At 72.3% G+C, this 26182-nt stretch carries 24 protein-coding genes and 1 pseudogene; 11 read left to right on the top strand and 14 right to left on the bottom strand.

The window, feature by feature from the left end:
* Window positions 1-55 precede the first annotated feature (55 nt).
* The 4 genes from ABZ454_RS17745 to ABZ454_RS17730 all read left to right on the top strand — a co-directional run bounded on the left by ABZ454_RS17745 (window position 56) and on the right by ABZ454_RS17730 (window position 4831).
* The gene (locus ABZ454_RS17745; protein WP_359538960.1) at window positions 56-1561 is read left to right on the top strand and encodes an amino acid permease; all 1506 of its coding nucleotides are present in this window, start codon (window positions 56-58) and stop codon (window positions 1559-1561) included.
* A gap of 344 nt (window positions 1562-1905) precedes the next feature.
* A complete protein-coding gene (locus ABZ454_RS17740) occupies window positions 1906-2322 on the top strand; it encodes a peptidase inhibitor family I36 protein (protein ID WP_356312141.1) in 417 nt (138 codons plus the stop codon).
* 150 nt (window positions 2323-2472) lie between these two features.
* Window positions 2473-3405 carry a hypothetical protein gene (locus ABZ454_RS17735; RefSeq protein ID WP_359538958.1) on the top strand — a complete coding sequence of 311 codons (933 nt, stop codon included), beginning with the start codon at window positions 2473-2475 and terminating at the stop codon, window positions 3403-3405.
* Window positions 3406-3814: 409 nt separating this feature from the next.
* Entirely contained in the window at window positions 3815-4831 is a 1017-nt protein-coding gene (locus tag ABZ454_RS17730; RefSeq protein ID WP_359538955.1) for a hypothetical protein, read from the top strand.
* Window positions 4832-4987: 156 nt separating this feature from the next.
* Here the strand turns inward: ABZ454_RS17730 and ABZ454_RS17725 are convergent, their stop codons facing one another.
* The 6 genes from ABZ454_RS17725 to ABZ454_RS17700 form a co-directional block, all read right to left on the bottom strand.
* Complete coding sequence (locus tag ABZ454_RS17725) at window positions 4988-5335, bottom strand: NTP pyrophosphohydrolase (protein WP_359538953.1); 348 nt, start codon at window positions 5333-5335, stop codon at window positions 4988-4990.
* A 160-nt stretch (window positions 5336-5495) separates the two neighbouring features.
* Window positions 5496-7625 carry a 3-hydroxyacyl-CoA dehydrogenase NAD-binding domain-containing protein gene (locus tag ABZ454_RS17720; RefSeq protein ID WP_359538951.1) on the bottom strand — a complete coding sequence of 710 codons (2130 nt, stop codon included), beginning with the start codon at window positions 7623-7625 and terminating at the stop codon, window positions 5496-5498.
* Window positions 7622-8848 (bottom strand): acetyl-CoA C-acyltransferase, encoded by a 1227-nt coding sequence (locus ABZ454_RS17715; RefSeq protein ID WP_356312155.1) that lies wholly within the window; start codon window positions 8846-8848, stop codon window positions 7622-7624. The genes ABZ454_RS17720 and ABZ454_RS17715 overlap by 4 nt, the downstream gene beginning before the upstream one ends.
* Before the next feature lie 244 nt (window positions 8849-9092).
* Window positions 9093-10367 carry a ribonuclease D gene (locus ABZ454_RS17710; RefSeq protein WP_359538949.1) on the bottom strand — a complete coding sequence of 425 codons (1275 nt, stop codon included), beginning with the start codon at window positions 10365-10367 and terminating at the stop codon, window positions 9093-9095.
* 115 nt (window positions 10368-10482) lie between these two features.
* Window positions 10483-11145 carry a response regulator transcription factor gene (locus ABZ454_RS17705; RefSeq protein ID WP_093899280.1) on the bottom strand — a complete coding sequence of 221 codons (663 nt, stop codon included), beginning with the start codon at window positions 11143-11145 and terminating at the stop codon, window positions 10483-10485.
* Between the two features lie 357 nt (window positions 11146-11502).
* Window positions 11503-12162: a DUF3000 domain-containing protein gene (locus ABZ454_RS17700; RefSeq protein ID WP_356312161.1), complete on the bottom strand. Its 660-nt coding sequence runs from the start codon at window positions 12160-12162 to the stop codon at window positions 11503-11505.
* A 92-nt stretch (window positions 12163-12254) separates the two neighbouring features.
* On the opposite strand from ABZ454_RS17700, the gene hemE reads away from it, so the two are divergent.
* Window positions 12255-13328 carry a uroporphyrinogen decarboxylase gene (gene hemE, locus ABZ454_RS17695; protein WP_356312163.1) on the top strand — a complete coding sequence of 358 codons (1074 nt, stop codon included), beginning with the start codon at window positions 12255-12257 and terminating at the stop codon, window positions 13326-13328.
* A gap of 24 nt (window positions 13329-13352) precedes the next feature.
* Here the strand turns inward: hemE and ABZ454_RS17690 are convergent, their stop codons facing one another.
* Both ABZ454_RS17690 and ABZ454_RS17685 read right to left on the bottom strand, forming a co-directional pair.
* Entirely contained in the window at window positions 13353-14735 is a 1383-nt protein-coding gene (locus tag ABZ454_RS17690) for an FAD-dependent oxidoreductase (RefSeq protein WP_356312166.1), read from the bottom strand.
* Window positions 14736-14817: 82 nt separating this feature from the next.
* On the bottom strand, window positions 14818-15765 hold the full coding sequence (locus tag ABZ454_RS17685) for a DUF4349 domain-containing protein (RefSeq protein WP_359538947.1): 948 nt from the start codon (window positions 15763-15765) through the stop codon (window positions 14818-14820).
* Window positions 15766-15892: 127 nt separating this feature from the next.
* Here ABZ454_RS17685 and hemG point away from each other — a divergent pair, with 127 nt between their 5' ends.
* Both hemG and hemQ read left to right on the top strand, forming a co-directional pair.
* On the top strand, window positions 15893-17404 hold the full coding sequence (gene hemG, locus ABZ454_RS17680; protein ID WP_359538945.1) for a protoporphyrinogen oxidase: 1512 nt from the start codon (window positions 15893-15895) through the stop codon (window positions 17402-17404).
* 4 nt (window positions 17405-17408) lie between these two features.
* Complete coding sequence (gene hemQ / locus ABZ454_RS17675; protein WP_359538944.1) at window positions 17409-18143, top strand: hydrogen peroxide-dependent heme synthase; 735 nt, start codon at window positions 17409-17411, stop codon at window positions 18141-18143.
* A gap of 134 nt (window positions 18144-18277) precedes the next feature.
* Here the strand turns inward: hemQ and ABZ454_RS17670 are convergent, their stop codons facing one another.
* The 6 genes and pseudogenes from ABZ454_RS17670 to ABZ454_RS17645 form a co-directional block, all read right to left on the bottom strand.
* Entirely contained in the window at window positions 18278-19081 is an 804-nt protein-coding gene (locus tag ABZ454_RS17670; RefSeq protein ID WP_359538942.1) for a TIGR04222 domain-containing membrane protein, read from the bottom strand.
* Window positions 19082-19145: 64 nt separating this feature from the next.
* Window positions 19146-20165 carry a TIGR04222 domain-containing membrane protein gene (locus tag ABZ454_RS17665; protein ID WP_359538941.1) on the bottom strand — a complete coding sequence of 340 codons (1020 nt, stop codon included), beginning with the start codon at window positions 20163-20165 and terminating at the stop codon, window positions 19146-19148.
* A gap of 5 nt (window positions 20166-20170) precedes the next feature.
* Window positions 20171-21502: a DUF692 domain-containing protein gene (locus ABZ454_RS17660; RefSeq protein WP_359538939.1), complete on the bottom strand. Its 1332-nt coding sequence runs from the start codon at window positions 21500-21502 to the stop codon at window positions 20171-20173.
* A gap of 119 nt (window positions 21503-21621) precedes the next feature.
* Complete coding sequence (locus ABZ454_RS17655; protein WP_356312181.1) at window positions 21622-22359, bottom strand: DUF4142 domain-containing protein; 738 nt, start codon at window positions 22357-22359, stop codon at window positions 21622-21624.
* A gap of 206 nt (window positions 22360-22565) precedes the next feature.
* Window positions 22566-22836, bottom strand: a pseudogene (locus ABZ454_RS17650) (alpha/beta fold hydrolase); the annotation flags it as partial.
* A gap of 71 nt (window positions 22837-22907) precedes the next feature.
* Complete coding sequence (locus tag ABZ454_RS17645) at window positions 22908-23675, bottom strand: peptidyl-tRNA hydrolase (RefSeq protein ID WP_359538938.1); 768 nt, start codon at window positions 23673-23675, stop codon at window positions 22908-22910.
* 71 nt (window positions 23676-23746) lie between these two features.
* Between ABZ454_RS17645 and ABZ454_RS17640 the strand changes: the two genes are divergently transcribed.
* The 4 genes from ABZ454_RS17640 to ABZ454_RS17625 are packed head-to-tail and all read left to right on the top strand — an operon-like array spanning window position 23747 to window position 26179.
* Window positions 23747-24424, top strand: coding sequence for an AIM24 family protein (locus tag ABZ454_RS17640; RefSeq protein WP_359538937.1), 678 nt, complete (start codon window positions 23747-23749; stop codon window positions 24422-24424).
* Between the two features lie 11 nt (window positions 24425-24435).
* Window positions 24436-25293 carry an ATP-binding cassette domain-containing protein gene (locus tag ABZ454_RS17635; RefSeq protein WP_359539097.1) on the top strand — a complete coding sequence of 286 codons (858 nt, stop codon included), beginning with the start codon at window positions 24436-24438 and terminating at the stop codon, window positions 25291-25293.
* Complete coding sequence (locus ABZ454_RS17630; RefSeq protein WP_359538935.1) at window positions 25290-25961, top strand: ABC transporter; 672 nt, start codon at window positions 25290-25292, stop codon at window positions 25959-25961. Before ABZ454_RS17635 ends, ABZ454_RS17630 begins: the two co-directional genes overlap by 4 nt.
* Window positions 25962-25975: 14 nt before the next feature.
* Complete coding sequence (locus ABZ454_RS17625) at window positions 25976-26179, top strand: hypothetical protein (protein ID WP_356312194.1); 204 nt, start codon at window positions 25976-25978, stop codon at window positions 26177-26179.
* Window positions 26180-26182 lie beyond the last annotated feature (3 nt).

The raw sequence follows: 26182 nt of genomic DNA, 5'->3' as shown, positions 1-26182 counted from the left end.
GGGGGTGCACGGGTCCGAATCATGGCGTACACGACGAGTGCGTGGAGGTACGCCGGTGAGCACCCAGCAGGACCTGCCCCCCAGCGGAGACGGACTGTTCCGGACCAAGACGGTCGAACAGTCGATCCGCGACACCGAGGAGCCGGAGCACGCCCTCAAGAAGTCCCTCTCCGCCCTGGACCTCACGGTCTTCGGAGTGGGCGTCATCATCGGCACCGGCATCTTCGTGCTCACCGGGAAGGTGGCCAAGGAGACGGCGGGCCCCGCCACCGCCATCGCCTTCGTGGTCGCGGGCGTCGTCTGCGCCCTGGCCGCGCTCTGCTACGCCGAGTTCGCCTCCACCGTCCCGGTGGCCGGCTCGGCCTACACCTTCTCGTACGCCTCGCTCGGGGAACTGGTCGCCTGGATCATCGGCTGGGACCTGGTGCTGGAGTTCGCGCTGGGCACGGCGGTGGTGGCGGTCGGCTGGTCCGGCTACGTCCGCTCACTGATGGACAACGCCGACTGGCATCTGCCGGACGCGCTCGCCGGCCCCGACGTGGCGGCGGGCTTCGGCTTCGACGTCCTCGCCTTCGCGCTGGTGCTGGTGCTGACCGTCATCCTGGTGCTCGGCATGAAGCTCTCCGCCCGGGTCACGACGGTGGTGGTCGCCATCAAGGTGACCGTGGTCCTCATCGTGATCATCGCGGGGCTCTTCTTCATCGACACCGCGAACTACTCGCCCTTCATCCCCAAGGCCGAGGCCCAGCCCTCCGGATCGGGCCTGGACGCCCCGCTGATCCAGCTGATCTTCGGATACGCCCCCACGAACTTCGGCGTCATGGGCATCTTCACCGCCGCCTCCGTCGTCTTCTTCGCCTTCATCGGCTTCGACGTCGTGGCCACGGCCGCCGAGGAGACCAAGCTCCCGCAGCGGGACATGCCCCGCGGCATCATGGCCTCGCTCTTCATCTGCACCACGCTCTACGTCGCCGTGTCGATCGTCGTGACGGGTATGCAGCACTACACCGAGCTCTCCGTGAGCGCCCCGCTCGCCGATGCCTTCAAGGCCGTCGGGCACCCCTTCTACGCCGGCGTCATCAGCTTCGGCGCCGCCGTCGGCCTCACCACGGTCTGCATGATCCTGCTCCTGGGGCAGACCCGGGTGTTCTTCGCGATGAGCCGCGACGGCCTGCTCCCGCGGTTCTTCTCGAAGACGCACCCGCGGTTCCGCACCCCGTACCGCCCGACGATCCTGCTCGGCGTGCTCATCGCGATCATCGCGGGCTTCACCAGCATCAACGAGCTCGCGACGCTGGTGAACATCGGCACCCTCTTCGCCTTCGTGGTCGTCGCCCTCGGCGTCATCGTCCTGCGCCGCACCCGGCCCGACCTGCACCGTGCCTTCCGCACGCCGTGGGTCCCGCTGATCCCGGTCCTCTCGGTCGCCGCGTCGGTCTGGCTGATGCTCAACCTCCCGGCGGAGACGTGGCTGCGGTTCGGGATCTGGATGGTCATCGGCGTGGTCATCTACTTCGCGTACGGGCGCGGGCACAGCCGGGTGAACCGGACGAGGGTGTGACGCCTACGGGCCCTCCGCGCCTGAGGTGATGGAGCGTCAAGGCCCGTGCGTCAGGCAGATGATGGGGCGTCGTACGCATAGTGGATCATGCTTGACGGCATGGCTGCATACGTAAATAATCTTTCTCGACGATCAAAATCGTTCAACTCGTGGATACGTCTACTTGTTATAGGTGACCCGTTGGGGGGAGGGTTCGCCGCTCTTCCGTGCGCGGTTCTTCCGGGGCTTCGACTCCGGCCGTAGATCTATTTTCCGGTGCGGCCTTCGGGGCGGTGCGCGCTGACTTCGGCGTGCGCGAAGACGGATTCCATGAGTGCTGTCGCTCATCAGATGGAGGAGCAGGAATGAACATCCAGCGTAAGTTCACCGCCGGGGCGATATCCGTAGCAGCGATTGCCTGCGCAGTCATCGGCGCCTCACCGGCGTCGGCCACGGGGCAGAGCTCCTGTGATGACACGATCGACGCCTGCCTTTACTACAACTCCAACTACGCCGGGCCCAAGTTCGGCGACAGCAGAGGCAGCACCAGTTCCATCCACAACTACAGCGGAACCTTCAGCAACGGATACGCGGTGAAGAACAACGCCGCCTCGGTGAAGAACCTCAACTTCAACTACAACGTGCGCATCTACTACAACTCGAACTTCGGCGGCCCGAGCCAGCTCATCAAGCGGGGCACCGGCGCGAACCTGAACGCGACACTGAAGAACAACAACGCCTCTCAGTGCTTCGACACGTTCAACGTCTGCCCGGTCAACTAGCCGACCGGCTTCACCTCTTCACCGGGGTGTGCTCGCTTCCCGTGAGGACGCCCCGTGCCCGTGTTCGCTGAGATGTCCCCTGGCAGCGATGTTTCCGCGCGAAGCGTGTGGAGGCATCGCTGCCTTCGCGTATCGAGAAGGGAGACGACCATGGTCTCGGTCGGATCGGCCCGGGTGTCCGCTGCTCTTCTGTGCATGCTGGCGCTGGGGGCCGGCGGCTGTACGGGAGCGGCGCACGAGGCGCCGGCGAGCGGTGCGGAGCCGGCCCAGCCGTCGAAGGCTTCCCCCAGCCCCGACACCGCTCACCGCAGGCTTCCCGTCGAGGACTACTTGATGAGCCCCACCGAGAACGACCGGGTGGAACGCGCCAGATCGAGCTTGATCAGCGCGTGCATGAAGCGCTTCACGCTCGACTTCACCCCCTACACCCCTGACTACACGAAAATGGCGGGTCAGGTGAGCAACCGGTACGGGCCCACCGACACGAAGGTCGCCGCGACCCACGGATACCACCCGGCGCGGGAGCAGATCGCGGAAGGGGAAGCACCCGGTCAGAAGGCGCTGTCGGCGGACATGAGAAGAGTGCTGGGCAGCAGCATCGCCCCAGCGGGCGCGACGCCGCCCGAGTCCCCGGGAAGCTACCGGGGGATTCGCATACCGGCGGGCGGCTGTGCGGGCGAAGCGGACCGTACGCTCACGTCGGGTGGAGGCATCATCCAGGACGCCGAGGCGGCCATCGCGATCAACTTCTCGAGCTTCGAGAAATCCGCTGCCGATCCCCGGGTCAAGAAGGTCTTCGCCGCCTGGTCGACGTGTATGCGGGAGAAGAACTTCTCCTACGCGACACCTCTCGAAGCGATCAACGACCCGCGCTGGAAGACGGACGGCCCGTCAGCTCCCGAGATCGCCACCGCGGTCGCGGAGGTCGAGTGCAAGCAGCGGTACGGCGTGGTGGATGTCTGGTTCTCCGTCGAGTCCACGTACCAGCGGGCCGACATCACAGCGGAGGCGAAGCGGATGGCGCAGGTCCGGAAGGGGATCGACGTGGCCTTCGAGAACGCGGCCGCGGTGGTCGGCGAGTGAGACGGGAGCACACGGCAGCGGGCCGTGGTCCCCGTGAACTGCTGGAGTCGCTCCGTCCGCGCGTGCACGACTGCGCGTGCACCGCAGAACGGAGGAGTGACGCACGGGTGTTCCCACCCCGGTGATCATGCCCTCGCCGGCCGGACTAGGATGCGGTCACCACCTGGCTGATCGCGGGTGTGGTGGGCATCACCGGGCGCATGTCGTCCGCGCTCGGCGCGACGCCGGTGAGGGCCGATGCTGAGCATATGATGTGGTCGGCCCCGTGCGGGCCGGACGAAGAACTGGTGAAGCGGAGAGGGCGTTGCGGGTCATGCGGAGAAAAGGATCGGGCTCCGCGAACAGTGGCCCCGCTCTCGCCTCGTCATCCGGGCGCCACGAGGTCAGCGCGACGCCGCGTGGCCGCTGGATGCCGCTCGGCAAGGACGGCAGGCTCACGCTCTACGCCCGCACGGACGGTGGTCTGCTCCGCTGGACGCAGCGGAACCCGGGCGGGGAGAAGTGGGACGGTCCGGACTTCGTGTCCGTCGCGGGCCTGACGGACCTCACCGTCGTGCAGGGCGCCAACACCTATGTGCACTTCCTCGGGCGGCGCGAGCGGCACGGCTCCGACGGGCCGAGCGTGGACTTCGTGCACGCCATCCAGTACCAGACCGGTCGCCCGGTGACCGAATGGCGCTCCCTCGGCAACTTCTACCGCGACCACGCGACGGGCCGGAAGGTCGGTGCGCCCGCCGGGGCCGTCGACCCGCAGGGGGCACTCTTCGTCTTCGTGCGCAACGCGGGCCGGGGCCTGCAGATGCGCCGGGAGGGGAAGGGCGGCAAATGGGAAGCCTGGCAGGACCTCAAGGGGGCCGGTCTCGCCGCCGAACTCGTGCCGACGGTGACGTCGAGCGGGCTCGTGGAGGTCTTCGCCCCCACCGACCGCGGAGTGCAGCAGTGGCGTCAGGAGGAACCGGACGGCTCGCTGCAGATCGCTCCGCCCTTGCAGTTCTCCGCTCTCGCGGGTTCCGCGACAGCGCTGGAGACAGCGCCTGACCGCCTCACCTACTACTGGACCGACGCGGACAGGACCGGGGTCGTCTCCTACCGGGAGGGCGGCGGGCCCGTGCCGGTGGGCGGACAGCCCGGGGACGGCGCCGTCGTGGCCCTGCGCACCCCGCTCGACGGTTACGACTGCACGGTCCTCGCCCAGCGCGGCGCGGGCGGCACCCTGCTGATCGGGGTCTGCAACACCGAGGGCGAGCAGGACGGCGTCTGGTGGTCGGACACCACCGAGGAGTGCGTGGGCGATCCCGCGCTCGCCCTCGACGGACACGGTCGCGTCGTCGTGGCGCTTCGCCGGCGGGACGGCGCCCTGTCCGTCGCCCGGCAGGAGGAAGGACCCGGGCTCACGCTCTCCTCGCACTGGCACCGGCTGCCCTGACGGAGCCGCCCCGCACCCCGCACGACCACCAGTGCGCCGCCTCCCGCGTACAGGCGGACGACCGGCCGCACCCGTCGATGTCCCGCGCGCCCGCCCTGCGGGCAGGGCGACGAGAGCACCATCCGGCACGGCCCGCCTGGTGACGTGGCGCGGGGCTCACGGATAGACGGTCCGCGGCCGCACACACCTGGCGCCCGCGTCCTCCACCCTGCTCCGTAGCCCGCGGTCGGCGGTGACCACGGTGCACGGACGCCCGAGCCGCTCCACGAGCTCCACGATGTGGTCGTCCCCGCTGCCGGCCGCCGACTCCACCCGTACCCCGGGCACGGAGGCGACTCCCCGCGCCGCACCCTCGACCACCAGGATCACGTCGACGCCCTGCCGCTCCCCGTACGCGACGAGCCGCCCCCGCAGGCGCTCGGCGGCGCCTCTCCGGTCGCGCCACCAGCCGTCCGGCACGGACCCGACGACGTTGGCCCCGTCGACCACCAGCACGTCCTCCATGCGCCCAGGATCGCACGCGCCGACGGGGCGGACCTGAGGCTCCTTCCCGTGGCACGACCCGTCGCGCGGAGCACGCGAAAGGGGCGTGGGGAACCGCACGACCGGCCTCGGCCGGTCGGCGGTTCCCCACGCCCCGGTGCTGCGGGAGGGAGCCGATCCGCTACGCGGGCACGCTCGCCACGCCCTGCGCCAGGAACTTCTTCCCGTTCACCCGCTCCGAGACGCCCGCCCGGTCCAGGTACGGCGTGATGCCGCCCAGGTGGAAGGGCCAGCCCGCGCCGGTGATCAGGCAGAGGTCGATGTCCTGGGCCTCGGCGACGACGCCCTCGTCCAGCATCAGGCCGATCTCCTGCGCCACCGCGTCCAGGACGCGGTCACGGGCCTGCTCCTCGGACAGGACGACATCGCCCTGCTTCAGGAGTGCGGCGACCTCGGGGTCCAGCTCCGGCTTCCCGGAGTCGTAGACGTAGAAACCGCGCTTGCCGGCCTTGACGACCGCGGCCAGGTTCTCGGAGACGGTGAAGCGCTCCGGGAAGGCGCGGTTCAGGGTCTCGGAGACGTGCAGGCCGATGGCCGGGCCCACCAGCTCCAGGAGGACCAGCGGGGACATCGGCAGACCGAGCGGCTCGACGGCCTTCTCGGCGACGGCGACCGGGGTGCCCTCGTCGATGACGTTCTGGATCTCGCCCATGAAGCGGGTCAGGATGCGGTTGACGACGAACGCCGGGGCGTCCTTCACCAGCACCGCGGTCTTCTTCAGCTTCCGCGCGACACCGAAGGCCGTGGCCAGCGAGGCGTCGTCGGTCTGCTCGCCGCGGACGATCTCCAGGAGCGGGAGGATCGCGACCGGGTTGAAGAAGTGGAAGCCGACGACCCGCTCGGGGTTCTTCAGCTTCGACGCCATCTCGGTGACCGAGAGGGAGGAGGTGTTGGTGGCCAGGATGGCGTGCGCCGGGGCGACCGCCTCGACCTCCGCGAACACCTGCTGCTTGACGCCGATCTCCTCGAAGACGGCCTCGATGATGAAGTCGGCGTCGGAGAAGCCCTCCGCCTTGTCCAGCACACCGGAGACCAGGGCCTTCAGGCGGTTGGCCTTGTCCTGGTTGATGCGGCCCTTGCCGAGCAGCTTCTCGATCTCGGCGTGGACGTAGCCCACACCCTTGTCGACCCGTGCCTGGTCGATGTCGGTCAGGACGACCGGCACCTCCAGCCGGCGCAGGAAGAGCAGGGCGAGCTGCGAGGCCATCAGGCCCGCGCCCACCACGCCGACCTTGGTGACCGGACGGGCCAGGGCCTTGTCCGGGGCGCCGGCCGGGCGCTTGGCGCGCTTTTGGACCAGGTTGAACGCGTAGATGCCCGAGCGCAGCTCGCCGCCCATGATCAGGTCCGCGAGGGCCTGGTCCTCGCGGTCGAAGCCGGCGCCCAGGTCGCCGTCCTTGGCCGCGGCGATGATCTCCAGCGCGCGGTAGGCGGCCGGGGCGGCGCCGTGCACCTTGGAGTCGGCGACGGCCTTGCCACGGGCGACGGCCAGGTCCCAGGCGTCACCGCGGTCGACCTCGGGGCGCTCCACCGTGACCGTGCCGTTCAGCACGTTCGCGGTCCAGAGCAGCGACTGCTCCAGGAAGTCCGCGCCCTCGAAGAGCGCGTCGGCGATCCCGAGCTCGAAGACCTGCTTGCCCTTGAGCTGGCGGTTCTGGTTCAGCGAGTTCTCGATGATCACCGAGACCGCGCGGTCGGCGCCGATCAGGTTGGGAAGCAGCGCGCAGCCGCCCCAGCCGGGGACCAGACCGAGGAAGACCTCGGGGAGCGAGAACGCGGGCAGCGCCTTGGAGACGGTGCGGTACGAGCAGTGCAGACCGACCTCGACACCGCCGCCCATCGCCGCGCCGTTGTAGTAGGCGAACGTCGGGACCGCGAGGGAGGACAGACGGCGGAAGACGTCGTGGCCGCCCTTGCCGATGGCCAGCGCGTCCTTGTGCTCCTTGAGCAGCTCGACGCCCTTGAGGTCGGCGCCGACCGCGAAGATGAACGGCTTGCCGGTGATGCCGACGCCGGTGACCGCACCGTCGGCGGCCTCCTTCTCGACCTGGTCGATCGCGGCGTTCAGGTTCGCCAGCGACTGCGGTCCGAAGGTGGTCGGCTTGGTGTGGTCCAGGCCGTTGTCCAGCGTGATGAGGGCGAAACGGCCCGCACCGGCCGGGAGGTCCAGGTGGCGTACGTGCGCCTGCGTGACGACCTCACCGGGGAACAGCTCGGCCGCCCCCTTCAGAAGCTCAGTGGTGGAGCTCACTTGTCGCCTCCGGCGGTGTTGAAGTGCGGGTTCTCCCAGACGACCGTCGCGCCCATGCCGAAGCCGACGCACATGGTCGTCAGGCCGTAGCGGACCTCGGGCTGCTCCTCGAACTGGCGGGCCAGCTGGGTCATCAGCCGGACACCGGAGGAGGCCAGCGGGTGACCGTAGGCGATCGCGCCGCCGTACTGGTTGACGCGGGCGTCGTCGTCGGCGATGCCGTAGTGCTCCAGGAAGGCGAGCACCTGCACCGCGAACGCCTCGTTGATCTCGAAGAGACCGATGTCCGAGATGGACAGGCCCGCCTTGGCGAGTGCCTTCTCCGTGGCCGGGATCGGGCCGTAACCCATGACCTCCGGCTCGACGCCCGCGAAGGCGTAGGAGACGAGGCGCATCTTCACCGGGAGGCCCAGCTCGCGGGCGACGTCCTCCGCGGCGAGCAGCGAGGCGGTGGCGCCGTCGTTGAGACCCGCGGCGTTGCCGGCGGTCACGCGGCCGTGGGCGCGGAACGGGGTCTTCAGACCGGCCAGGGACTCCATCGTGGTGCCCGGGCGCATCGGCTCGTCGGCGGTGACCAGGCCCCAGCCCGTCTCACCGGCCTCCGGGTTGGTGCGGCGCACGGAGACGGGCACCAGGTCCTGCTGGATCTTGCCGTTGGCGTACGCCTTGGCGGCCTTCTCCTGCGAACGCACCGCGTACTCGTCGGCGCGCTGCTTGGTGATCGTGGGGTACCGGTCGTGCAGGTTCTCCGCCGTCATGCCCATGAACAGGGCGGACTCGTCGACCAGCTTCTCCGACACGAAGCGCGGGTTCGGGTCCACGCCCTCGCCCATCGGGTGGCGGCCCATGTGCTCGACGCCACCGGCGACGACGACGTCGTACGCGCCGAAGGCGATGGAACCGGCCGTCGAGGTGACGGCGGTCAGGGCGCCCGCACACATGCGGTCGATGGAGTAGCCGGGGACGGACTGCGGGAGCCCGGCCAGGATTCCGGCGGTGCGGCCGAGCGTGAGGCCCTGGTCACCGATCTGGGTGGTCGCGGCGATGGCGACCTCGTCGATCTTGGCGGGGTCCAGGTCCGGGTTGCGGCGCAGCAGCTCCCGGATGGCCTTCACGACGAGATCGTCGGCGCGGGTCTCGTGGTAGATGCCCTTCGGGCCCGCTTTGCCGAACGGGGTGCGGACGCCGTCGACGAAGACGACGTCCCGGATGGTACGAGGCACGGTGGCTCTCCTCCAGGGTGCGGGATGGCACTGCTGCGGGGCACGCCCGTGGGCGCGCCGCCACCGTCATGCTACTTGTGGGTAACCAGACTGCCCAGTCCTTGTGGCGGGAGCGGTGAAGGTCACATCCGCGAAATGGCCCGGACGGCCCCGTGAGGGGGCCGTCCGGGCCATGAGGTGAACGGGCGGTGCGGTCGTGGACCGCGCCAACCTGGCGTGAATACGCCCCCTGTCCGATGCCTTCTCAGGCCTGCGACGCGAGCGCGCGGAGCAGGATCGGGGCCACCTGTCCGATCTGCCAGGGCCGCGCCCCGTATCCGGCGAGCGCGCTCTCGACCGTTTCCGGCGTCAGGTTCTTCGGCGGCTCCCAGCACACCCGGCGCACCGTGTCGGGGGTGATGAGGTTCTCCTGCGGCATGTTCAGCCGCTCCGCGAGCTCGGAGACGGCCGTGCGGGCCGCCGACAGACGGGCCGCGGCGGCCGGGTCCTTGTCCGCCCAGGCGCGGGGCGGCGGCGGGCCGGCGAGGGACTGGCCGGGCTGCGGGAGCTCCGAGTCGGGCAGCTCCTTCGCCCGGTCCACGGCGCCCTGCCACTGTTCCAGCTGGCGCCGGCCCATGCGGTGGCCGAAGCCGGTCAGCGCGGTCAGCGCGTGGGTGTTCGGCGGGAGCGCGAGGGCGGCCTCCACGATCGCGGCGTCGCCGAGCACCTTGCCGGGCGAGATGTCGCGGCGCCGGGCGACCTGGTCGCGCAGGGTCCACAGCTCCCGGACCACCGCCAGCTGCCGCCGCCGGCGCACCTTGTGCATGCCGGACGTGCGGCGCCACGGGTCCTGGCGCGGGGGAGCGGGCGGGGCCGAGGCGATGGCGGCGAACTCCTCCTGCGCCCACTCCAGCTTGCCCTGCCGGTCGAGCTCCTCCTCCAGGGCGTTGCGCAGGTCGATCAGCAGCTCGACGTCGAGTGCCGCGTAGCGCAGCCAGGGTTCGGGCAGCGGGCGGGTCGACCAGTCGACGGCCGAGTGACCCTTCTCCAGCGAGTAGCCGAGCACGCTCTCGACCATCGCGCCCAGGCCGACGCGCGGGAATCCGGCCAGCCGCCCGGCCAGCTCGGTGTCGAAGAGCCCGGTCGGCGTCATCCCTATTTCGCGCAGACACGGCAGGTCCTGGGTCGCCGCGTGCAGGATCCATTCGGAGCCGTTCAGCGCCTCGCCCAGCCCGGAGAGGTCGGGGCAGCCCACCGGGTCGACGAGCGCGCTGCCCGCGCCGTCACGGCGCAGCTGTACGAGATAGGCGCGCTGCCCGTACCGATATCCGGAGGCGCGCTCGGCGTCCACGGCCACCGGGCCGGAGCCCGCGGCGAAGGCGGCGATCACCCCGGCCAGGGCGTCGTCGGACGCCACCACCGGCGGAATGCCCTCGCGAGGTTCGAGCAAGGGGATCGGCGCCGGGGCGACGTCGTCCGGGGGGGCGCCCCCGGTGGTTCGCAGTGAAGTGTCTGCTGCGGTCTCTTGGGCGTCGGTCACGTGTCAAGGGTATCTGTGTATGTACGGCGCCCGTCGACGGAATGATCCGTCGACGGGCGCCGATGCGTGTAATCCAGCCGGTTCCGCATCTGCGCACACCGGCGGGGGTGCGGATTCAGTGGATGATGCCCGTCCGCAGGGCGACGGCGACCATGCCTGCGCGGTCTCCGGTGCCGAGCTTGCGGGCGATTCGGGCGAGGTGGCTCTTGACGGTGAGGGCGGACAGCCCCATGGAGACGCCGATGGCCTTGTTGGACTGGCCTTCGGCGACGAGCCGCAGGACCTCCACCTCGCGGCCGGACAGTTCGCGGTAGCCGCCCGGGTGGCTCGGGGTGCCGGGGGGCCGGCGGTGCATACGGGCGGCGGTGGCGCCGATGGGGGCGACACCGGGACGGGTGGGGTGGCCGATGTTGGTACGGGTGCCGGTGACGACGTAGCCCTTGACGCCGCCCGCGAGGGCGTTGCGCACGGCGCCGATGTCGTCGGCGGCGGAGAGGGCGAGGCCGTTCGGCCAGCCGGCGGCTCGGGTTTCGGACAGCAGGGTCAGCCCGGAACCGTCGGGCAGGTGGACGTCGGCTACGCAGATGTCGCGCGGGTTGCCGACGCGGGGGCGGGCCTCCGCGATGGACGACGCCTCGATGACGTCACGTACTCCGAGTGCCCACAGATGGCGGGTGACGGTGGAACGGACGCGCGGGTCGGCCACGACGACCATGGCCGTCGGCTTGTTCGGGCGGTAGGCGACCAGGCTTGCGGGCTGCTCGAGGAGAACGGACACCAGGCCTCCTGGGGAGTGGCGGGACGGGCCGGCTCGGGGATGAAGCCGGGGCGAACCGTGCTTGAAGGGTCATTGACTCCTTCGGCAGCAGAGCCCTGCTCCTTTAGAGGAAGATCACTATTTGGTGAGTAACAATTCGGGCAAATAGGATGCGCGATCGATTGTACGAAGAGAGAGCCGGTCACTGTACGAGGTTCCATGACCCGGCGTCACGGCCCCCGGGACGCCGGGCAGGCAGGCGGACAGACGTGCGGGAAGGCAGGCGAAAAGGCAGGCGAAAAGGCAGGCAGGGGGGGTGGGCAGGACAAGGCGGCTGGAAGGCGCGGGGGGAACGGGGAGGGGGGCGGGGGAGCCGCCTTACGAGACCTGCGGCCCGCGCCGCTGCGGCAGCGTCACCACGGCCGCGTCCACCGGCTCCGAGGGCGGCAGGCCGGCGATCTGGCACAGCAGGTCGCCCCAGGCCATCAGATGCGCGCCCGTGTCCGGCACCCCGCTCAGGCCCTCGCGCGGCGTCCACGACGCCCGGATCTCGATCTGCGTCGCCGGACGCCGTGTCGCCAGAGCGCCGAAGTAGTGCGAACCGGCCCGCGTGACCGTGCCCCCCGCCTCCCCGTACGACAGACCGCGCGCCTCCAGCGCGCCGGTCAGCCAGGACCAGCACACCTCCGGCAGCAGCGGATCCGAGGCCATCTCCGGTTCCAGTTCCGCGCGCACCAGCGTCACCAGCCGGAAATTGCCCTGCCACGCCTCGTGCCCGGCAGGGTCGTGGAGAAGGACGAGCCGCCCGTCGGCGAGATCGTCCTCACCGTCGACGACCGCCGCCTCCAGCGCGTACGCGTAGGGAGCCAGGCGCTGCGGGGGCCGCGTCGGCTCCACCTCCAGCTCGGAGCGGAGCCGCGCCGAGCGCAGTGCGTCGACCGCCGAACGGAACGCGGGCGGGACAGAACCACCCTCCGCGCTGTCCTTGCCGTCAGCGCCATCGGATTGATCGGAGAAGTGTCCCTGAGCCGGAGCCATGCGGGGAAGAGTAGGCGGAACCGGAGCCTCGCGCGCGGAAGGACACCCGTGCGGGGCAGGGCTCATTCCGCACGCATGCGAAGATTCGGTGCGTGAGTGCCATTGACCGCCCCTCGGGCCACCAGACGAAGACCTCCGCCACCCACGAGTCGGCGTTCCTGAAGGCGTGCCGGCGTGAGCCCGTGCCGCACACGCCGGTCTGGTTCATGCGCCAGGCGGGGCGGTCGCTGCCCGAGTACCTGAAGGTGCGCGAAGGCATCCCGATGCTCGACTCCTGCACGATGCCGGAGCTCGTCGCCGAGATCACGATGCAGCCCGTCCGCCGTCACAAGGTCGACGCGGCGGTCTACTACAGCGACATCGTCGTCCCCCTCAAGGCCATCGGCATCGACCTCGACATCAAGCCCGGCGTCGGACCCGTGATCGCCGAGCCGATCCGCACCCGCGCCGACCTCGCCCGGCTGCGCGACCTCACGCCCGAGGACGTCTCCTACGTCACCGAGGCGGTCGGGCTGCTCACGGCCGAGCTGGGCGACACCCCGCTCATCGGTTTCGCGGGCGCGCCGTTCACTCTCGCGAGTTACCTCGTGGAGGGCGGCCCGTCCCGCAACCACGAGCACACCAAGGCCCTGATGTACGGCGACCCCGAGCTCTGGGCCGACCTGCTCGACCGCCTCGCCGAGATCACCGGCGCCTTCCTCAAGGTGCAGATCGAGGCCGGCGCCTCCGCGGTGCAGCTCTTCGACTCCTGGGTGGGCGCGCTGGCCCCCGCCGACTACCGCCGCTCCGTGCTGCCCGCCTCGGCGAAGGTCTTCGAGGCCGTCGCCGCGTACGGGGTCCCGCGTATCCACTTCGGTGTCGGCACCGGTGAACTGCTCGGCCTCATGGGCGAGGCCGGCGCGGACGTCGTCGGCGTCGACTGGCGCGTCCCGATGGACGAGGCCGCGCGCCGCGTCGGCCCCGGCAAGGCGCTCCAGGGCAACCTCGACCCCGCCGTGCTGTTCGCCCCGACCTCCGTGGTGGAGGCCAAGACCCAGGAGGTGCTGGACGCCGCCGCCGGGCTGGAGGGCCACATCTTCAACCTGGGTCACGGCGTGATGCCGTCGATGGACCCGGACGCGCTCACCCGTCTCGTCGAGTACGTGCACACCAGCACCGCCCGCTGACCCCGGCCGGCAGGCGGGTCCCGCTCAGGCGGTGCCCGCCTGCCGCAGCGCCGTCACCGTCTTGCGGGCCGCCACCAGCACCGGGTCCCAGACCGGGGAGAACGGCGGCGCGTAACCCAGGTCCAGGGCCGTCATCTGCTCGACGGTCATCCCGGCGGTGAGCGCCACGGCCGCGACGTCCACCCGCTTCGCCGCCCCCTCACGGCCCACGATCTGCACGCCCAGCAGCCGCCCCGTGCGGTACTCCGCGAGCATCTTCACCGTCATGGGCCGCGCCCCCGGGTAGTAGCCGGCCCGGCCCGTCGACTCGATCGTGGCCGTGACGAAGCGCAGGCCCACCGAGCGGGCGTCCTTCTCGCGCAGACCCGTGCGGGCGATCTCCAGGTCGCAGACCTTGCTCACCGCGGTGCCCACCACGCCGGGGAACGTCCCGTAGCCGCCGCCGACGTTGGACCCGATGATCTGGCCGTGCTTGTTGGCGTGCGTGCCCAGCGCGATGTGGCGGGTGCGCCCCGCCACCAGGTCGAGGACCTCGACGCAGTCGCCGCCCGCCCAGATGTTGTCGTGCCCCACGACCCGCATCGACAGATCGGTGAGCAGTCCGCCGTGCGGACCGAGCGGCAGTCCGACGGCGCGGGCCAGCGTCGTCTCCGGCTCGACGCCGATGCCGAGCACCACCACGTCGGCCGGGTAGGACGCGTCGGCCGTCTCGACGGCGGCGACCCGCCCGTCCGCCCCGGTGCGGATCCCGGTGACCGCGGCCCGGTTCACCGTGGTGATCCCGAGCCCGTCCATCGCGTCGTGGACGAGGCGCCCCATGTCCGGGTCGAGCGTCGCCATCGGCTGCTCGCCGCGGTTGAGCACGGTCACCTCGAAGCCGTGCTTCAGCATCGCCTCGGCCATCTCGACCCCGATGTAGCCCGCGCCGACGACGACGGCCCGGCGCCCCTCCACCCGGTCCAGGGTGTCGAGCAGGGCCTGTCCGTCGTCCAGGGTCTGCACGCCGTGCACCCCCGCCGCGTCCATGCCGGGCAGCGCGGGCCGCACCGGACGGGCTCCCGTCGCGATCACCAGTTTGTCGAAGCCGGTCCAGGTGGTCTCCCCCGAGTCCCGGTCCAGCGCGCGTACCCGCTGCCCCGCGACATCGATCTCGGTCACCTCGGTGCGCGTCCGCAGGTCGATGGCGCGGGCCCGGTGCTCCTCGGGGGTCCGCGCGATCAGCTCGTCCCGCTCCGCGACGTCACCGCCGACCCAGTACGGGATGCCGCAGGCGGAGTACGAGGTGAAGTGGCCCCGCTCGAAGGCGGTGATGCTCAGCTCGTCCGCGCCCTTGAGCCGGCGCGCCTGGGACGCGGCGGACATGCCCGCCGCGTCACCACCGATGACCACCAGTCGTTCCGTCGCCATGCCAGGTCCCTTCGCCGCCGCTTGAAGGGGTCCACGCTACGGCGCGGCGGGGGCCCGGGGTGTGGCGGCACCCCCGGCCCGCCTACGAGCCGGCCGGCGGCTCCTGCGGCCCCGCCTTCCCGCCCCGGCGGCGCAGCAGCCGCCACAGGACCAGCAGGACGGCGCCCACGGCCAGGAAGGGGGCCGTGGCGCCCACCGCCATCGCGAGCCACCGCAGCATCGTCAGGAACGCGTGCCAGCCGCCTGCCACGGCGTCCAGGAAGCCGGGGTCCTCGTCCTTCTCCGGCTCCGCCTCCGGTTCCGTCAGGTCGAGCGTGATCGTGGCCAGCGTCGTGCGGTCCTTGAGCGAGGCCTGCTGGGCGAGCAGGGACTCCAGCGATGCCTGACGACTGCTCAGTTCGCCCTCCAGCGACACCACGTCGGCGAGCTTGTCGGCCCGGTCCATCAGGGTGCGCACCCGCGCCACACTGGCGCGCTGGGTCGCGATCCGGCTGTCGATGTCGACGACCTGGTCGGTGACGTCCTTCGCTGCCGACGTGCGGGAGAGCAGCTTCCCGGCCCCCGAGAGCTTCCGCAGGACGTCGTCGTACTCGTCCTGCGGCACGCGCAGGACGAGATGCGAGGAGTCATGCGTCTCGTCCACCTGTTCGGTGGTCTCGTCGGCGACCAGGCCACCGGCGTTCTGCGCCACCTCACGGGCGGCGGCGGCCGCCTTGGACGCGCTCCTCACCTCCACCGACAGGGAGGCGGTACGGATGACGTGCGTGGCGGCCGGCGGATTCCGTTTCGCCGGCGCCCCCGGCTTCGCCGCCCCCTCCTCGGCGCCCGCCGCGGAGGCGTCCGCCTTCTTCTGGCCGGCGGGAGCGGCGGCGCGTTCGTCGGACGCCGCGTCGGAGCTGTCGGATGCCGCGCCGCAGCCGCTCAGCGCCAGGACGGCGGTGAGCAGTCCGGCGGCGAGGGCGGTGCGGGTGCGACGGGCTCCGGGGCCCGCCGTTCGTCTGCCGGTACGGGCGATGGGTGAAGCCTGCATAACTGTCCCCCCAGGACGGGTGCTTGATGGCTTCGGTTCGACGTACGAGGGGGCGGTCCGGGTTGCGCGCAGCCGGTTTCGAAGCGGTCACGGTCAGGACTCGGAAGAGGTTTGAGAGAGTGGGGGCATGCAGCGTTCAACACATCGCGCGGACAGGGCCGCCGGCCACGTCGTCGTCATCGGCGGCGGCATCGCCGGACTCGCGGCCGCCCACCGGCTCCTCGGCACCGGTCTGAAGGTCACGCTCCTGGAGGCGACCGAGCGGCTCGGCGGCAAGCTGATGACCGGTGAGGTCGCGGGCGTGCGGGTCGACCTCGGCGCCGAGTCCATGCTGGCCCGCCGGCCGGAGGCGGTCGGCCTGGCCCGTGCCGTAGGCCTCGGCGACCGGCTCCAGCCGCCCGCCACCGCCACCGCCGCGCTGTGGACGCGCGACGCGCTGCGCCCCATGCCCAAGGGCCATGTGATGGGCGTGCCGGGCGACCCGGCGGTCCTCGGTGACGTGCTCTCGCCCGAGGGCCTCGCCCGCGTCGCCCAGGAACGCGACCTCACCCCGACCGCCGTCGGCGACGACGTGGCCGTCGGAGCCTACGTGGCCGACCGGCTCGGCCGCGAGGTCGTCGACCGGCTGGTCGAGCCCCTCCTGGGCGGGGTGTACGCGGGCGACGCCTACCGGATCTCGATGCGCGCCGCCGTACCGCAGCTCTTCGAGGTCGCCCAGCAGGCGGAGTCGCTGCTCGACGGGGTCACCCGCATCCAGGAGCAGGCCGCCGCCCGGCAGCAGGCCGGACCGGTCTTCCAGGGCATCGACGGAGGCCTCGGCACACTGCCGGGCGCCGTCGCCGGCGCCGTACGCGCCGGGGGCGGCGAGATCCTCACCGAGACCCCCGTGCTGGGCCTGACCCGTACCGCCGACGGCTGGGACGTGCGCACCGACACCCGGGTGATCGCGGCCGACGGCATCGTCCTCGCCGCCCCCGCCTGGTCCGCCTCCACCCTCCTCGCCGCCGAGTCCCCGGCCGCCTCCGCCGAACTGGCGGGCGTCGAGTACGCGTCGATGGCCCTGGTCACCCTGGCCTTCCGGCGCTCCGACGTGACGGCCTCCCCGGCCTTCGACGGCCGCTCCGGCTTCCTGGTGCCCCCCGTCGACGGCCACACCATCAAGGCCGCCACCTTCTCCACCCACAAGTGGCAGTGGGTCGCCGACGCGGCGCCGGACCTGTTCGTCCTGCGGACCTCCGTTGGCCGCTACGGCGAGGAGGACCATCTGCACCGCGAGGACGGCGAACTCGTCGACGTGTCGCTGAGCGACCTCGCCGCGGCGACCGGACTGGCCGCGAAGCCCGTCGCCACCGAGGTCACCCGGTGGATCGGCGGCCTGCCCCAGTACCCCGTGGGCCATCTCGGCCGGGTCGCCCGCATTCGCGAGGAGGTCGCCAAACTGCCCGCGCTGCGCGTCTGCGGCGCGGTCTACGACGGCGTCGGCATCCCCGCCTGCATCGCGAGCGCCCACCGCGCGGCGGACGAGATCCTCGGGGAGATCGCGGGGGAGAGCGGCGGGGAGGCCGCGGAGGGAACCGGCGGAGAGATCATCGCCACCCCCACCCTGGTTCAGGGCACACGGAGCGAGGCGGGACAATAGCCGTATGAGTGCTCCCGAGACTGTGACATCAAGCAAGGGCCCCAACGCCGGCAAGAAGGCGAAGGACCTCAACGACGTCGTCCGCTACACCCTGTGGTCCGTCTTCAAGCTGCGCGACGTGCTGCCCGCGGACACGGACCGCGCGGCGTACTCCGGTGAGGTCCAGGAGCTGTTCGACCAGCTCGCGGCCAAGGACATCACCGTCCGCGGCACCTACGACGTCTCGGGCCTGCGCGCCGACGCCGACGTGATGATCTGGTGGCACGCCGAGACCTCGGACGCGCTGCAGGAGGCGTACAACCTCTTCCGGCGCACCCGGCTGGGCAAGAGCCTCGACCCGGTCTGGTCGAACATGGCGCTGCACCGCCCCGCGGAGTTCAACAAGTCGCACGTCCCGGCGTTCCTCGCCGACGAGACGCCGCGTGACTACGTCAGCGTGTACCCCTTCGTGCGCTCCTACGACTGGTACCTGCTGCCGGACGAGGACCGCCGCCGCATGCTCGCCGACCACGGCAAGATGGCACGCGGCTACCCGGACGTCCGCGCCAACACCGTCGCCTCCTTCTCCCTCGGCGACTACGAGTGGGTGCTGGCCTTCGAGGCCGACGAACTGCACCGCATCGTCGACCTCATGCGTCACCTGCGGGCCTCCGAGGCGCGGATGCACGTCCGCGAAGAGGTCCCCTTCTTCACCGGCCGGCGCAAGTCGGTCGCGGACCTGGTGGCCGGGCTCGCGTAGCGAGCGGGTTCCGATCACCCCAACCCGGAAGATCAGACGGCGGAACCCGCGGCACACCGTGCCGCCCGCCGTTCCAGCGACACCGGGTTCGGCTCCCGGTGCGGCGCGCTCCCAGCGCGCCGCACCGGTGTCATTCACGGGACGTGCCGTGCGGCGCCGAGCGCGGCCCGCAGCGCCGGGTCGGCCACCGCGCGCACGCCACTGACGGCGACCGCCACCAGCACGTCGCCCTCGGGGCCGCCCGCGGCCGCCGTGCGCGCGGCCAGCAGCCGCTGCCCGGCGGGGGAGGCCCAGGAGCTGTACGGATGTACTTCCATCCGGGCGATGGCCAGACAGCCCAGGGTCAGCAGCAGCGGCAGCCCGAACCAGACGAGCACCGGCACCCCGGCGCCGCCCGGCCGCTGTTCCCGGCCGGGGGTGAGCAGCGCGGCGGCGCCCAGCGCGGCCACCAGCAGCGAGGCCCCGCGCACCGCCCGCACCGCCGCCACGACGTCCCTCCCCGCTCCGCCCGGCAGGGCCAGCCCCGCGGCGACGAGCCGGTCGGCGAGGGCGCGTACGGCGTCTGCCGCGGCGGCCGCCGAGCGGACCGGCGGTATCGGCGCCTGGCCCTGCGGACCGATGGCCCTGATCACCGTGCGCTCCACCTCGTCCCGGCCGTCCGGGTCGACCACCGTCGCCCAGCCGGTGTGCGCGAGCAGCAGCCGACGGCGCAGATGCATGGTGACGAGCGCCAGATCGGCGACCCGGTGCGGACCGCCGGCCAGGAAGGCGGTCTCGTAGAGGGTGAGCGCGGGACCGTCCGCCGCGCGCGCCACCCCTCGCGCCTCCCGGGACGGGGCGCCCGACGACGGGGCCGGACGGGCGGCCGCGAGGCAGAGCCGGACACAGGAGAGGGCCGCCGCACCCCACGCGACCAGCAGGAACACAACCCAGAGCATGCCGGATTTCTATGCGAGACCGGCACGGAGCGCCAGGGGATTTCAGGATGCGGACGCACCGCGCTCAGGAACTGCTGCCGCAACTGGAACCGGAACTGCTGCCGCAGCTGGAGCCTGAGCTGCTGCCGCAGCTCGATCCGGAACCGCAACCGGACCCGGAACCGCAGCCGGAGCCGGAGCCCGAGCCGCACCCGCTGCCTCCCGCGCCCCCGCCGCCGTGCCCGGCGGAACCGCCGCAGCCACCGTCGCCGGGGCTGGACCCGGCGCACCACACCGCCGGTGCGAGCAGGAGCCCCGAGGAGTCGGAGGAGTGGTGCGAGGGCGCGGGTGCTCCCACGGGCCTCATCCGTGCCGCCGTCGTCAGATGCGCCCGCAGGCCCGGGTCGGTGAGGGCCCGCGGTCCCGCCGTCGCCACCTGATGGGCCGCGCCCGTCCCGTACGCGTGGGCGGCAGCGAACTCCGCGGTGGCCCTGCGGCCCGCCTTGGTGATCCGGGCGCGGGCGGCGCCCGCCTGGACCAGCCCGATCACGGTGCCCGCGAGCAGCGCCGGGAACACCTTGATGATGAAGGGCACCGGAGTCTGCTCGTAGCTGTCGGCCGAGACGAACTGGGCGATGGTCAGCGCGAAGGAGGCCGGCAGGCCGAGCAGGCAGACGAGCCCCTGCGTCAGGCCCCAGCGGCGCCACTTCCGGTTCGCCCCCGGCACGTGCAGCAGACCACGCCCGGCCAGGCCGTCACCGAGCTCCTGCACGGCGGGATGGCGCATCACCGCGTTCCGCAGCGTGTGCAGGGCTCCGCTCGGCGCCGCGGCCTGCTCCTGGAGGACGGCCCGCTCCACCGGGTCGTGCGCGACCGCTCGTCGGACCGCGACGATCCCGGGGCCGCCGACGACCAGCCGGCCGTCCTCCAGCATCGCGGCAAGCGCGGTGTCCACCACCCGGCCGGGTCCGCCGTTCAGGAACGCCACCTCGGACAGGTCGTGGACGATGCCGTCGGATCCGCGGCGTGCGCGGCCCGACCCCACGATCAGCAGCGTCGAGGAGACCGCCACGGCGATGGTCAGGACCAGGGCGAGCACGTTCATCCCGGTCACCTCCCCACGCGTACGGAACGGGCCGCCCGGACCGGCCAGGTGGTGCGGCGGGGCGGCCGGGGAGCCGCCCGGTCCTGCCACCAGCGGGTCAGCCGGCGGCGGGCCGCCTCGTCCTCGGGGCGGTCGGCGATGAGCAGCTGCTCGGCGAAGTCCAGGGCATCACGCCGGTATCCGGCGGACATCGGACGGCTCCTGGCGTACGCGAGAAACGCCTCCCGGTAGCCACGCCCCAGGATCTCGGGGAGTTCGGGGGCCACCTTGGCGACGACGTCGGCGCGCTTGGCCGCCAGCGCACGGCTCTGGACGGCGAGCCGGCGGTGGTCGAAGCCCCCGGGGACGGGGGTGCCCGCGACGAGGGCGGAGAGCAGCGAGGCCTGGGCGACCGCGACCCGGTCCCGCAGCGCCTCCGGCTCCACGGTCCCGGCTGTCGGGGCGTGGCCGCCGGGTGCCGCGTCGACCGGGCATCCGGCCTTCGGCGTGCGGGCGGCGGGCCGTCGTACGCCGCCCCGGTCCGCGTCGAGTGTGGCGCGGATCGCGTCCAGTTCGGCCGCCAGCCCGGCCGCGGGCGGGAAGTCGTCGTCGCGCTCCAGCAGGACGCCGGGCGGGGCCACGCGGGAGCGGAGCTCGGCGAGGACGTCGAGCACCGGAGCGGTGACCGGGTGGGCGTGCGTGTCGTGCCAGACGCCGTCCTTCTCCACGCCGCCCGCCACGTGGACGTACGCGATGGCCTCCACCGGCAGTTCGTCGAGGGCCGTGGCCGGGTCCTCGCCCCGGTTCACGTGGTTCGTGTGCAGGTTGGCCACGTCGATCAGCAGCCGCACGCCCGTGCGGTCGACCAGCTCCGCCAGGAACTGCCCCTCCGTCAGCTCCTCGTCCGGCCACGAGATCAGCGCCGCGATGTTCTCCAGTGCCAGCGGCACCGGCAGCGAGTCCTGCGCCACGCGCACGTTCTCGCACAGCACCTCCAGCGCCGCCCACGTACGCGGCACGGGCAGCAGGTGCCCCGCCTCCAGCGCGGGTGTGGCGGTGCGCGCGCCGCCCGCCCGGACGAACGCGATGTGCTCGGTCACCAGGGGCGCGCCCAGCAGGCCGGCCCGGGCCGCCAGGGCGGCGAGCCGGCCCGGGTCGGGGCGGTCGGCCCCGCCGAGGCCGAGCGAGACCCCGTGCGGCACCACCGTGACGCCGCGCTCCCGCAGCCGCACCAGGGAGGCGGGCAGATGGTCGGCGCAGAGGTTCTCCGCCACCGCCTCCACCCAGTCGATCCCCGGCAGCGCCTCCACCGCTTCGGCGATCTCCGGCCGCCAGCCGATCCCGATCCCCAGCTTCATGGTGTCCCCCTCCTCCGCTCCGTGCAGGGGTCATCGCCCCGCCGGACGGCGGTCAACCCGGAGAGGGGGACGTTCAGAGCTCGATTTGAGGTTCCGAGTCCTCCGCCGGCCCGGTGCGCTCAGGGCATCGGCACGGTGGAGGGCCGCGAGGTGAACGACTGGTTCCCGGTCGGCGCCGCCGGGACCGGCTGCGGGAGGACCGAGCCCCTCGGCGCCACCGGCGGTCCGGTCGGGCTGGCCGTGGCCGCCCCCGCCGCCTCGCGGGCCAGGGCGTCGAAGTCGACGAAGCCGGTGCCCTCCAGCATGGTGATGTGGTCGAGCACGGTGACGTTGGCGTCGGACGCCAGCTGCCGGATCAGCGAGTTGCGGGTGGTGTGCCGGACCTGGGCGATCAGCGCGAAGACCTTCCCGTGCGAGTCCCGCAGCAGATTGGCGAACTTGCGCTCGTACTCCGGGCCGCTCGCCGCGGTCATCTCCCGCAGCCAGCCCTGCTGCTGCTCGGTCGGCTGGTTCGGCAGCTCCACGCCCAGCTTGGCGGCCACCTCCCGCGACCTGCGGTCCAGATCCGTGTGTCCGACGACCAGATGGTCCCCGGCCGCCTTGATCGCCTCGGTCGGCGCCCGCTCGATCGCCTGCTGCCCGGCGGGCAGTTCCCAGAGCCCGGCCAGGCGCACCTTCACCAGGAAGTCCCGGTCGGTCGCGGAGAGCGGACCCCACTGGGTCGCGACGGTCGACGCGTCGAGATTGGCCTGACCGGTGCCGGAGCGGTCGGCGTACGACCAGACCGGGTAGGCGAGGGCGCCTAGCGTGGCGACGAGCGCCGCGATGATGAGGGCCGTTCCGTTGATGCGTCGCACAGAGGTCTCTCCCGGGCCGAGGCGTGACGGCGTCCAATCAACCGCCGGTCGCACCGGCCGGGAACGACCGGCCGTTCGACCTACTGGGCAGTATTGCCAGTGCGACGGTGTCAGGAGGTACGTATCGGCGGACCGGACCGTTCAACGTCCCGGGCGGAAAGCCGTGACCGGCGTGGCCACGCGACGTGGTCGATCGCGAGCCACGGGGCGACCGCCACGGCGGTGGGGGTGAGCTCGAGCAGCGCCGCCACCCGGCCCGCCCGCGAGGGCACGTCGTACGACGCCGGGGGCGGGGACTGGCCGCAGCCGGGTGGATCGACCCGGATGACGTGGTGGTGGGCGCTGAGCGCCGGGACCACAGGGCCCCAGGAGGCGCCCGACCCCCGATCCGTGGATCAGTAACAGGGGCGGCGCCTGCTGGGGGCCGTCGTGGACCAGGTGCATCCCGTGCGCGAACTCGACGCTGTGCTCACTCATGCGAAGGATGATGCGGGGGCCGCCGGCCCGCCGTCCTGTACGAATGTCGTCGTCGGGTCGACGGCCTGCGCCTACGGCAGGCGGGTGCGGGGCAGGGGGCAGAAGCGACTGCCTCCTTCGACCGCGACGGTCTCCCCGGGGGCGATCTCGGTGAACCCGGCGTCCTTCACCACCGGCAGTCCGCTCACCATGAGTTCCTTCCAGAGGTCCGTCGGCGCGGTGGCGACCGAGAGCGGGAAGCCGGCCTCGCGCCACGCCTCACGTTCCGTCTCCGGCAGTTCCCACCAGGCGAGCTGGGCGCCGTGTCCGACCTGCGCCATCTCCTTGCCCGCCGACATGGCGAGATCCGGGTTCAGCCAGATGACCGGCCCGGTGGGGTCGGGCGCGGCCGGCGGTTCGAGGTCGTCCAGATGGGTTCCCGAGACCTGGAGCTTGGCGAGCTCCTTCGGCCAGCCGTCGAGCGGCACCGGCGGGTGGACCCGCACCTCGGCCGCCTCGCCGGTGACGGTGATCCCGGGCAGTGCGCAGGCCTTGCGCCACTCCGCGCCGCGCGCCCGCCGCACCACCTTCCGGATCCGGGCGTCCTGCCAGTCGCGCATCACCCCGGCCCACTCGCCCTCGCCCGTCGACCGCTCGTCGGAGAGCATGACCAGCACCGCCCGGGCGGCCGTGCGCAGCGCGTCATTACGGGCCGGGGGCGCCGTCTTCTCGATGTGCACCACCAACGGGAGGACGTACTGAGGTGCTTCGTCCCGGTCCGTCCGCTCGGAACGGAAGGGACTGTCCGTCGGCAGGCCGGCGGGTACGGACGGGGATGCGGGGATGTCGTCGCTGCTCACCCGTCCAGTCTGCCAGCCGCCCCGAAACCCGTTCTTGGCGGAATGAAACCCTCCGGGTGAGGATGCACCGCATGAAGAGCGATCTCTTTTCCAGCGAGCACATGGCACAGCAGGCGACCGTGCCCGGAATGACCTTGCAGAACGCCAAATCCATCAAGTACGCGGTCAACGGCGAGATGCACGCACGCCAGGGGTCGATGATCGCCTTCCGCGGCGATCTGCAGTTCGAGCGCAAGGGCCAGGGCCTCGGGGGGATGCTCAAGCGCGCCGTGACGGGCGAGGGCCTGCCGCTGATGGCGGTGCGCGGCCAGGGCGAGGCGTGGTTCGCGCACGAGGCCGCCAACTGCTTCATCGTGGAGATGGAGCAGGGCGACGTCCTCACCGTCAACGGCCGCAACGTCCTGTGCTTCGACGCCACGCTCGCGTACGAGATCAAGACAGTGAAGGGCGCCGGGATGACCGGCGGCGGCCTCTTCAACAGCGTCTTCACCGGACACGGGAAGCTCGGCCTGATGTGCGAGGGGCACCCCATAGTGATCCCGGTCACGCCGCACCAGCCGGTGTGCGTCGACACGGACGCGGTCGTCGGCTGGAGCGCCCACCTGAACACCTCGCTGCACCGCTCGCAGAGCGTCGGCTCGATGCTGCGCGGTGGCTCGGGGGAGGCCGTCCAGCTGCGCCTGGACGGCGAGGGGTTCGTGATCGTGCGTCCCAGCGAGCTCAAGACCGAGAAAGCGTCGTCCAACTGAGTTCCGACCTCCTGCGACTGCACGGCGTGGGCCGGCGGTACGGCCTCGCCGGGCCATGGGTGCTGCGCGGGGTCGACCTCGGTCTGCCCGCGCGCGCCCTGGTCCGCGTCGAGGGGGCCAACGGCACCGGCAAGTCCACCCTGTTGCGGCTCCTCGCCGGGATCGACGCCCCCACCGAGGGCCGGATCACCGGAGGCCGGCCGCGCACGGCGTACGTCCCCGAGCGGTTTCCGGCGGCGCTCCCGTTCACAGCCACCGGCTACCTCGTCCACCTGGGCCGGATCCACGGACTGCGCCCGGCCGAGGCCGCCGGGCGTGCGCGGGAGTGGCTGGCCCGCTTCGGGGCCGCCGGACACGCCCGCACACCGCTGGCGGAGCTCTCCAAGGGCACCAGTCAGAAGGTCGCCGTCGCCCAGGCGTTCCTGGCCGCACCGCGGCTGCTGGTCCTGGACGAGGCGTGGACCGGCCTGGACACCGCGGCCCGGGGCGAACTGGACCGGGCCGTCGCCGAGCGCGTCGCCGCGGGCGCCACCGTCGTCTTCGTCGACCACGACCCGGGCCGGCTCGCCGGCGCGGTCGACGCCGCGTTCCGGATCGAGGGACTCGGCACGACCGTCACGCCCCTCACGCCTGCCGGGACGGCCGCGGGCCCCCGGGTGCGGATCGAGGTGACCGGCCCACCCGGCGCCCCGCTCCCTGCCGCCCTGCCCGGCGCCCCCGTACGAACCGCCGCCGAGGACGGAGCGCTGCGGCTGACCGTCGCGGCCGCCCACTCCGACGCCCTGCTGTCCGCCCTGCTCACGGCCCGCCCGCCCTGGCACATCAGGCACCTCTCGGCCGTGCCCGGCGACCCCGGTGAGGCGGCATGACCGCGCTGATCCGCTATCAGACCGCACTCCTGCTGCGCTCCCAGCGCTGGCTCGCGCCCCTGCTGCTGTACGCGGCCTTCCTGGGCGTCGGCGTCCGCTCGGGGCAGCCCGTGCTGGATTCGCTCGGCTTCACCGCGGCCGGGCTGCTCCCCGTCACCGCGTGGCTCGTGCGGATCTGCGTCACCCAGGAACCCCCGGCCGCCCGGACCGTCGTCGCCGCGGCCGTGGGCGGGCAGCCGCGGGCCCACCTGGCCTCACTGCTCGCCGCGCTGGGCTGCGCCGGACTGCTGGGCACGGCCGCCACCGCAGTCGTGCTGCTGATCAGCGAGCCGGCCAGTACGGACCACACGGTCCAGGTCCCCCTGTTGTCCGCCGGGCTCGCCGGGCTGCTCGCCACCGCCTGCTGCGCGCTGCTGGGGGCGGCGGTCGGCGCGCTGTGCGCCCGCCCGCTGCTGCACCGGCGGGGGTGGTCCCTCGCCGCGACCGTGCTCGCCGCGCTGCTGGCGCTGGTGACCGGCGGATCGCCCGCGAAGTACGCGGTGGCGGGGCTGGTCACCGGTTCGCACACCGGCACGGTGCACGTGCCGCTCCTTCCGTTCCTCGGGGCGGTGGCCGTGGCGGCCGCCGCCGCCGCGCTCGCCTGCCGGCTCACGTCCGTACGCGGCTGAGTAGGCTCCTGTCCATGAACGAGCCCGCGAACGAACGCGCCGAGGAGTCGTCCTGCGAGACGCCGGCCGCTGCCGCACCCGAGCCCGCCGCCGGACCGCCGTACGCCGCGTGCGTGCTGTGCCGGAAGCCGACCGAGTATCCCGAGTCCGTCAAGGGCGTCACGCTCTGCCCGGTCTGCGCGTGGCAGGAGGCTGAGCGCACGGCCTGTTCGGGCTGAACG

It is taken from the genome of Streptomyces sp. NPDC005803, assembly GCF_040630435.1.
Lineage (GTDB): Bacteria > Actinomycetota > Actinomycetes > Streptomycetales > Streptomycetaceae > Streptomyces.
The sequence above is the reverse complement of the archived record's forward strand: the minus strand, read 5'-3'. Positions and strand labels throughout refer to the sequence as shown.

Excerpts from the sequence above, each read along its gene's own strand:
- ABZ454_RS17690 (WP_356312166.1), bottom strand. The coding sequence starts at position 14,735 with ATGGCGACGGAACGACTGGTGGTCATCGGTGGTGACGCGGCGGGCATG.
- ABZ454_RS17700 (WP_356312161.1), bottom strand. The coding sequence starts at position 12,162 with ATGGCTCCGGCTCAGGGACACTTCTCCGATCAATCCGATGGCGCTGAC.
- ABZ454_RS17740 (WP_356312141.1), top strand. The coding sequence starts at position 1,906 with ATGAACATCCAGCGTAAGTTCACCGCCGGGGCGATATCCGTAGCAGCG.
- ABZ454_RS17665 (WP_359538941.1), bottom strand. The coding sequence starts at position 20,165 with ATGAACGTGCTCGCCCTGGTCCTGACCATCGCCGTGGCGGTCTCCTCG.
- ABZ454_RS17725 (WP_359538953.1), bottom strand. The coding sequence starts at position 5,335 with ATGGAGGACGTGCTGGTGGTCGACGGGGCCAACGTCGTCGGGTCCGTG.
- hemG (WP_359538945.1), top strand. The coding sequence starts at position 15,893 with ATGCAGCGTTCAACACATCGCGCGGACAGGGCCGCCGGCCACGTCGTC.
- ABZ454_RS17735 (WP_359538958.1), top strand. The coding sequence starts at position 2,473 with ATGGTCTCGGTCGGATCGGCCCGGGTGTCCGCTGCTCTTCTGTGCATG.
- ABZ454_RS17670 (WP_359538942.1), bottom strand. The coding sequence starts at position 19,081 with ATGCTCTGGGTTGTGTTCCTGCTGGTCGCGTGGGGTGCGGCGGCCCTC.
- hemQ (WP_359538944.1), top strand. The coding sequence starts at position 17,409 with ATGAGTGCTCCCGAGACTGTGACATCAAGCAAGGGCCCCAACGCCGGC.
- ABZ454_RS17685 (WP_359538947.1), bottom strand. The coding sequence starts at position 15,765 with ATGCAGGCTTCACCCATCGCCCGTACCGGCAGACGAACGGCGGGCCCC.
- ABZ454_RS17730 (WP_359538955.1), top strand. The coding sequence starts at position 3,815 with ATGCCGCTCGGCAAGGACGGCAGGCTCACGCTCTACGCCCGCACGGAC.
- ABZ454_RS17640 (WP_359538937.1), top strand. The coding sequence starts at position 23,747 with ATGAAGAGCGATCTCTTTTCCAGCGAGCACATGGCACAGCAGGCGACC.
- ABZ454_RS17625 (WP_356312194.1), top strand. The coding sequence starts at position 25,976 with ATGAACGAGCCCGCGAACGAACGCGCCGAGGAGTCGTCCTGCGAGACG.
- ABZ454_RS17630 (WP_359538935.1), top strand. The coding sequence starts at position 25,290 with ATGACCGCGCTGATCCGCTATCAGACCGCACTCCTGCTGCGCTCCCAG.
- ABZ454_RS17660 (WP_359538939.1), bottom strand. The coding sequence starts at position 21,502 with ATGAAGCTGGGGATCGGGATCGGCTGGCGGCCGGAGATCGCCGAAGCG.